Source organism: Marinomonas flavescens (assembly GCF_004352835.1).
Classification (GTDB): domain Bacteria; phylum Pseudomonadota; class Gammaproteobacteria; order Pseudomonadales; family Marinomonadaceae; genus Marinomonas; species Marinomonas flavescens.
Genome location: NZ_SJSB01000004.1, coordinates 293,360 through 300,066, shown reverse-complemented (window position 1 = coordinate 300,066; position 6,707 = coordinate 293,360). Strand labels below are relative to the sequence as shown.

Here is a 6,707-nt window from a genome sequence, read left to right as displayed (position 1 = left end):
TCTTTATAAACAAAAAGAGAAAGTGGCGTCCCGTAGGGGGTTCGAACCCCTGTTACCGCCGTGAAAGGGCGGTGTCCTAGGCCTCTAGACGAACGGGACACAATTAGCTTTTTTAGTGCTACAACTATTTACCATGACACTTTGTCAGTCACATCGTCTATTAAGAAGATGGAGCGGGAAACGAGGCTCGAACTCGCGACCCCAACCTTGGCAAGGTTGTGCTCTACCACTGAGCTATTCCCGCATTATGTACACCCTACTCTTTATTCGCATAAAGCAGTGAATGACAGCATTGCTTAACTTCACGTTTCAATGCACTTCTCTTTATAAACAAAAAGAGAAAGTGGCGTCCCGTAGGGGGTTCGAACCCCTGTTACCGCCGTGAAAGGGCGGTGTCCTAGGCCTCTAGACGAACGGGACACAATTAGCTTTTTTAGTGCTATAACTATTTACCATGACACTTTGTCAGTCACATCCTCTATTAAGAAGATGGAGCGGGAAACGAGGCTCGAACTCGCGACCCCAACCTTGGCAAGGTTGTGCTCTACCACTGAGCTATTCCCGCAAAACACTTTTCACAATCAAGCTTTTCAAAGTAAACTAACCGTCCGTTTGAAAGGATGGCGTCCCGTAGGGGGTTCGAACCCCTGTTACCGCCGTGAAAGGGCGGTGTCCTAGGCCTCTAGACGAACGGGACAACGTTTTAAACTTGCTGTGTGAGCGGGTGCGTATATTACTGTTACTATTCTGAAAATCAACAGTTTTTTTAATTTATCTGTTAAGTTAAGCTAACAACAACTTGTTTTACAAAGACATTGTCTAATTTGGAGCCACTTATGTTTAAAGTTCGCCTTTTATTACCTTTATCCTTCGCAACTGTTTTGCTCGCTGGTTGTACAACAACACACTACATTCAAATCGAACCAACGGCATCAGTAAAGGAAGCTCACTTACAAAATGACAGAGCAATCAAAGTCACCACCAGCACGCAATTAGGTAATCATATAGGTGCTATCAAAACCGGATTAAATGAGCGAGCAGATATATTCACCACTAACGATGTCAAAGAAAGCGTCAATAAAAGTATTATCAATGGATTAACGCAATTAGGCTTCACACCAGATCAAGGTGTTTATCCACCAGCCGAGATTAATGTTGTCATTACAAAGATGAGCTATACAACACAAGCAAAGAGCATCAAAACAACGGCCACACTTAATTTTCAATTAACCGCTACGGTAAATGCTAAAGGACAAACCTATAAAGCAAACTTTGGTTCTCAGAAAGTGGAGCAATACGGCACCCTTCCTTATCAAAGCGCCGTTCAAAATGACATGAACGAGTTAGCCAGCAAAACAGTTAACCGCCTGCTAAATGATCAAAATATTATAGCGCTGCTTAAAAAGTAGTTTTTAGATAAAAAAAAGGCGCTCATCATGAGCGCCTTCTTATATACAACCATATTTCACTCCGATGTTTAACTTTCCTCTTCTTTAAAGAGTAAAGACGCAGAGTTAATGCAGTAACGCAACCCTGTCGGTGGCGGGCCATCCTCGAAAACATGCCCTAGGTGTGCATCACATGTCGCACAAACAACTTCTGTTCTCTGCATTCGCCAAGAATTATCACTACGCTCTTCGATATTTTCCAAATGACCACTTGAAAAGCTTGGCCAACCACAACTTGCATTAAATTTTTCGCCCGAATCAAACAACAAGCTACCACAACAACGACAACGATATTCCCCGGGTTCATAGAACTTATCGTACTTACCGGTATGGGGACGCTCTGTCCCTTTTAATCTAACAATATTAAAAACTTCCTCTGGAAGCTCTTCACGCCATTCATCTTCAGACTTAATGACTTTTTTATTACTATCTTTATCACTCATCTTGAATGCTCCAAAGTAAGGTGTAGAGTTAGTATATTCGCCTACCCCCCTGTTATAACAAGGAAATCCAGTGCAAATTCGCAAATCCAATAAATTGGCAAACATCTGCTATGAAATTCGCGGGCCTGTTTTAAAAGAAGCCATGCGCATGGAAGAAGAAGGCCAACGCATACTTAAACTCAATATCGGCAACCCTGCAACGTTCGGTTTCGAAGCGCCCGATGAGATTTTAGTCGACGTTATTCGCAACTTACCTACAGCACAAGGCTACTGCGAATCAAAAGGACTTTATTCTGCTAGAAAAGCCGTCATGCAAAAATACCAAGCCCTCGGCGTGAAATCAGCCGATGTGAACAGTGTCTGGATGGGGAATGGTGTTAGCGAACTTATTGTTATGGCCATGCAAGCATTATTAAATGACGGTGATGAAATACTTATACCCGCTCCTGATTACCCATTATGGACCGCTGCTGCCACATTATCTGGCGGATACGTAAAACACTACCATTGTGATGAAGGTGCTGGGTGGCAACCAGATATACAGGATATTCGCTCGAAAATATCAAATAAAACTAAAGCCATTGTCATTATAAATCCAAACAACCCAACCGGTGCCGTGTACGAAAGAGGCATTTTGGACGCCATCATTGATATTGCCGAAGAGCACAAACTGCTGATTTTCTCTGATGAGATTTACGACAAAATCCTTTATGACGGCGCGCAACACATCCCTACAAGCACGCTCACAGAAGGTCGTATGCCTTGCGTTACTTTTGGTGGATTATCTAAAGTCTATCGCACGGCTGGTTTTCGTTCGGGCTGGATGGCAATAACAGGGGATAAAAGTGGCATCAGTGATTATATTGATGGGTTAGACATTCTTAGCTCCATGCGTCTGTGTGCGAATGTGCCTGCCCAACACGCCGTTCAAACCGCTCTTGGTGGCTACCAAAGCATTAACGACCTAATCATCCCTGGCGGGCGCTTCTATGAACAGCGCGCGGTGGCTTGGGAGGCGCTCGACGCTATTCCCGGCGTAAGTTGCCATAAACCCGAAGGCGCGCTGTACCTTTTCCCTAAACTCGATCCTAGTATGTATAAAATAACAGACGATATGGATCTAGTATTACGCTTCTTACAAGAAGAAAAAGTACTCATTGTTCAAGGCACTGGTTTTAATTGGCCTACACCCGACCATGTGCGCTTTGTCTTTCTGCCCCACGCTGAAGACTTGACACCTGCTATGGAGCGCTTTGACGCCTTCCTAGGACGATTAAGAAAACGCTAACACGCCGCTTGTAATTGAACTTTATGCCCCTATCATGCTCCTAACTGTATTTCTAGGAGCATGAGTATGCGCATCATTCTATTTTTGTTGACCAACATCGCCGTTATGGTGGTTGCGGGGATTATTCTCAGCCTATTAGGCGTAAACGGCTATATGACAAGTAATGGGCTGGACTTCTCTTCCTTGCTCATTTTTTGTGGTGTCTTTGGTTTTACTGGCAGCATCATTTCACTGCTACTTTCCAAGTTCATGGCTAAGCGCGGCACTGGCGCTGTCATTATCAAGCAACCTAGCAATCACAAAGAAGTTTGGCTGATTAACACAGTCACTGAACTTGCACGTGAAGCTGGAATTAAAACACCTGAAGTCGCTATCTTCCCTTCTCATGATGCCAATGCGTTCGCGACAGGCTGGAATAAAAACGATGCGCTCGTTGCCGTTTCTAGCGGCATGATGGATCGCTTCCCACCCGACGAGATCAAAGCAGTAATGGCTCATGAAATAGGCCATGTAGCCAATGGCGATATGATAACCCTGAGTCTAATACAAGGCGTAGTAAACACCTTCGTTATGTTCTTTGCTCGTATCGCTGCCTACGCGGTTGATCAATTCCTACGCAAAAATGATGATGAAGGATCTGTCGGATGGGGTTATTACATTGCCACATTTATTTTTGAAATCATCTTTGGCATTCTAGCCTCAGTGATTGTCATGTGGTTCTCACGTTTTCGTGAATTTAGAGCAGACGAAGCCGGCGCTAAGTTTGCTGGCAAGGGCGCAATGATTGCTGCGCTGGCAAGATTGCAGCAAGAACATGAAGAAAGTCATATGCCTGATTCCATGATGGCCTTCGGCATTAACAGAGGCAAGAAGCCAACGTTAGGTGAATTGTTCTCAAGTCACCCACCCATTGAAAAGCGCATTCAAGCCCTACAGGCACTGTAAGCGTTAACTATATAGCCAAGTACATTTGTCGAACCACAAAAAAACCAGCTAACTAGCTGGTTTTTTTACGCATATATAAATGGCGGTTTTGGCGAAAAATATGCCTTAGAAAAAGCTTAACGAGCTTTTTTCTTGTGATTCTCTAAAATAAAGGCCGTTAATGGAATGACAATTTCTTTATTTAGATCCTCAAACCTAAGCCCATAAACATAGAAATATTCTGAGTCCATTCTCGATAAGAAATCATTGTCGACAAGGGTTGCTTGCAATTGCTCGAGCATCTGAATTTCCTGTGAGCGAATTTCACAACTAATCTTAAAAAAGTGATTGTAACCGCTAATTTCTACATTCATTGCTAATCGCATTTTTTGCTTTACGGCACCAAAATCCTCTTTAGAAATCAACTTAGCGCCGCCCGCACTCATATCAACAATAATCCCAGAAGTGGCCTCGGGGATTGTATTCAGGGACTGATTCGGCTCAAGACTACAAATAAGCCTTGTTTCTACGCGAACCGTTTCTCGAACAACAGATGTTTCCACATAGGCAGGATAAGATAAATGAAGATGCGCCGCTGGCTCAAGATAGCTTTTAGCAACACGACTAGAAAAAGCACATACCGCCGTGCCGAGCATCAATCTAACATTGACCGCCTGCCCTTCACGTACAAATATTTTACGCCCTTTAGATGTCGGACAAGAGACAATCAAAGATCGCCCAGGAATTGCCCCAAGCACTTTCACCATATGTCTTGCTGGAGGCGTAATAAATTCCAATTGAACGATCGTACCAATCGGTACATCTAGATCACCTAAGTCAACCTGTATAACGCCAGCCATCAGCAGCCCATTTTTTTGTTAAAATTATTATTTCACTTTAAAGCCAATGGCTTGCAGTGTTTTAATTGCAGCTTGCCCATCGTTAAGAATAACACAAGTATTAAACTCATCTCTTTCGACATAATGTTTTCTAAGCCAGTCAAATGTTGACTGATCCGCATTACCACGAAATTTACCACGCAGCCTAGCGTCGTCCCTAGCAACATCATAAATGGCATGCATCGAGCGAGCCAGCAACTCTTCGGTTATCAGATCTTCTTTTATATTGATGGATCGTATTCGCCCATCTGTAACCGCATCGTTAAGGCTAAGGTATTCAGTAAAGCCGAAATGCTCACAAAAAGCCTTATAAACCATCCAAGTACCCTTTTCGCGCCCTTGCTTACTGTAACCCGCAATATGCGGTGTCGCAATATCAACAATCGCTAATGTAGCTAAATCGATAATAGGCTCACCGTGCCATACGTCGAGTACCAAATTAAGATTGCCATTCAGTCTTGTATGAAGATCTTTCAGCGCTTGCTCATCAATGACACCGCCCCGCCCCGCACTGACTATAGTCGTTCCTGCACACACACGCGCCAATAAACTCGCGTTAATCATACCTTCTGTTGGATGCGCTCCTGTTTTAGTTAATGGAGCGTGCAAAGAAACAACCTCACAACTTAATACGGCCTCTAACGAAACAAAGTTAGTCTGTGAGTTTTCTAAGTCCATTGCAGCGGCCTGCTTGAATGGATCATAAACACACACATTGCACCCTAACGCGACAAATCGATCATAAACAATTTTGCCAACGTTGCCGTAACCGATCACACCAATTTTTTTATTTAACCAAGTAAGCTCTTTGCTCAGGGACAAATACCCAAGCGCACTAAATACATAATCTGCTACCGCTTCTGCATTACAACCAGGCGCACTGGTAAAGGCGATATTTTGACGCGCAAGATAGTCTGTATCGATATGATCAACACCAATCGTAGCACTGCCCACAAACCGTACGGAGCTGCCTTCCAATAGCGCTTGATTTACCTTAGTAACTGAACGCACCAGCAGCGCATCAGCGTCTTTCACTTGAGCATTAGTCAGTGTCCTGCCATTCACCAATTCGACACCAGCAAAAGAAGAAAAAAGTTTTGCCACATTGGGCATATTTTCATCGGCTATTATTTTCATATTGTTTCTTTATAAAGTGATTAAAATCGGTATCAGGTAAGCGCTGGGCATGGAGATACTTGGCAAAAGTGAGCGCCCTTTCAGGTAGGCCAGAGCCAATATACTCAGCCACTTGACGAGAAACTTCTCGCTGAAAAGGTTTTGCGTCGTATTCGGGTAAAGCAAGATTGTCCACACTAACGCGAAAAGACAGATTAGCCGCCCAGTGAAAAATACATTCAATTGCCTGAGGTTTAACTTCTACGCGCTCAAACAGCTTTTGCTGCTCCAGCGAACGCGAGTCGGTCTCATACCAGTAGCCATAATCTTCAAGTTGACGACGCTGCTTCCCCGCAAGGCACCAATGACTAATTTCATGCAATGCACTGGAAGGGTAATCAAATCGAAAATATAGAAAAGCGGGGGTATTTACATCCTTTGAGGGTACGTAAAGCGGCTCATCCGCATCGCCAATTAATTTGGTGTGGTAACTGGAAAGAAAGCAGGCGTCAAACGCATCAATCAGCTGTGTAGCAGTAAACAACGCTAATCCCCCAAAAAGACGGGATTATTACATATCTGTAAAAGT

At 43.7% G+C, this 6,707-nt stretch carries 7 protein-coding genes and 5 tRNA genes; 3 read left to right on the top strand and 9 right to left on the bottom strand.

Features of this window, described 5'->3' with window-relative positions; translation table 11 throughout:
* Positions 1 to 23: 23 nt before the first annotated feature.
* The 5 genes from E0D70_RS06585 to E0D70_RS06565 form a co-directional block, all read right to left on the bottom strand.
* Positions 24 to 99: transfer RNA gene (locus tag E0D70_RS06585), tRNA-Glu, on the bottom strand.
* A 70-nt stretch (positions 100 to 169) separates the two neighbouring features.
* Positions 170 to 244 (bottom strand) — tRNA-Gly (locus E0D70_RS06580).
* A 100-nt stretch (positions 245 to 344) separates the two neighbouring features.
* Positions 345 to 420 (bottom strand) — tRNA-Glu (locus tag E0D70_RS06575).
* Between the two features lie 70 nt (positions 421 to 490).
* Positions 491 to 565: transfer RNA gene (locus tag E0D70_RS06570), tRNA-Gly, on the bottom strand.
* A gap of 56 nt (positions 566 to 621) precedes the next feature.
* A tRNA-Glu gene (locus E0D70_RS06565) sits at positions 622 to 697 on the bottom strand.
* Between the two features lie 139 nt (positions 698 to 836).
* On the opposite strand from E0D70_RS06565, the gene E0D70_RS06560 reads away from it, so the two are divergent.
* Positions 837 to 1,409 (top strand): YajG family lipoprotein, encoded by a 573-nt coding sequence (locus tag E0D70_RS06560; RefSeq protein WP_133011470.1) that lies wholly within the window; start codon positions 837 to 839, stop codon positions 1,407 to 1,409.
* Positions 1,410 to 1,477: 68 nt separating this feature from the next.
* On the opposite strand, the gene msrB is transcribed toward E0D70_RS06560, so the two are convergent.
* Complete coding sequence (gene msrB / locus E0D70_RS06555; protein ID WP_133011469.1) at positions 1,478 to 1,891, bottom strand: peptide-methionine (R)-S-oxide reductase MsrB; 414 nt, start codon at positions 1,889 to 1,891, stop codon at positions 1,478 to 1,480.
* A gap of 70 nt (positions 1,892 to 1,961) precedes the next feature.
* Between msrB and E0D70_RS06550 the strand changes: the two genes are divergently transcribed.
* Both E0D70_RS06550 and htpX read left to right on the top strand, forming a co-directional pair.
* Positions 1,962 to 3,179 carry a pyridoxal phosphate-dependent aminotransferase gene (locus E0D70_RS06550; protein WP_133011468.1) on the top strand — a complete coding sequence of 406 codons (1,218 nt, stop codon included), beginning with the start codon at positions 1,962 to 1,964 and terminating at the stop codon, positions 3,177 to 3,179.
* A 66-nt stretch (positions 3,180 to 3,245) separates the two neighbouring features.
* Positions 3,246 to 4,124, top strand: coding sequence for a protease HtpX (gene htpX, locus E0D70_RS06545; RefSeq protein ID WP_133011467.1), 879 nt, complete (start codon positions 3,246 to 3,248; stop codon positions 4,122 to 4,124).
* 116 nt (positions 4,125 to 4,240) lie between these two features.
* Here htpX and E0D70_RS06540 read toward each other — a convergent pair whose 3' ends face one another.
* From E0D70_RS06540 to E0D70_RS06530, 3 genes are read right to left on the bottom strand one after another with little or no spacing between them, the layout of a single operon-like run.
* Positions 4,241 to 4,963 carry a flagellar brake protein gene (locus tag E0D70_RS06540; protein ID WP_133011466.1) on the bottom strand — a complete coding sequence of 241 codons (723 nt, stop codon included), beginning with the start codon at positions 4,961 to 4,963 and terminating at the stop codon, positions 4,241 to 4,243.
* 27 nt (positions 4,964 to 4,990) lie between these two features.
* The gene (locus E0D70_RS06535; RefSeq protein ID WP_133011465.1) at positions 4,991 to 6,139 is read right to left on the bottom strand and encodes a 4-phosphoerythronate dehydrogenase; all 1,149 of its coding nucleotides are present in this window, start codon (positions 6,137 to 6,139) and stop codon (positions 4,991 to 4,993) included.
* Entirely contained in the window at positions 6,120 to 6,662 is a 543-nt protein-coding gene (locus E0D70_RS06530) for an elongation factor P hydroxylase (RefSeq protein WP_133011464.1), read from the bottom strand. The genes E0D70_RS06535 and E0D70_RS06530 overlap by 20 nt, the downstream gene beginning before the upstream one ends.
* Positions 6,663 to 6,707 lie beyond the last annotated feature (45 nt).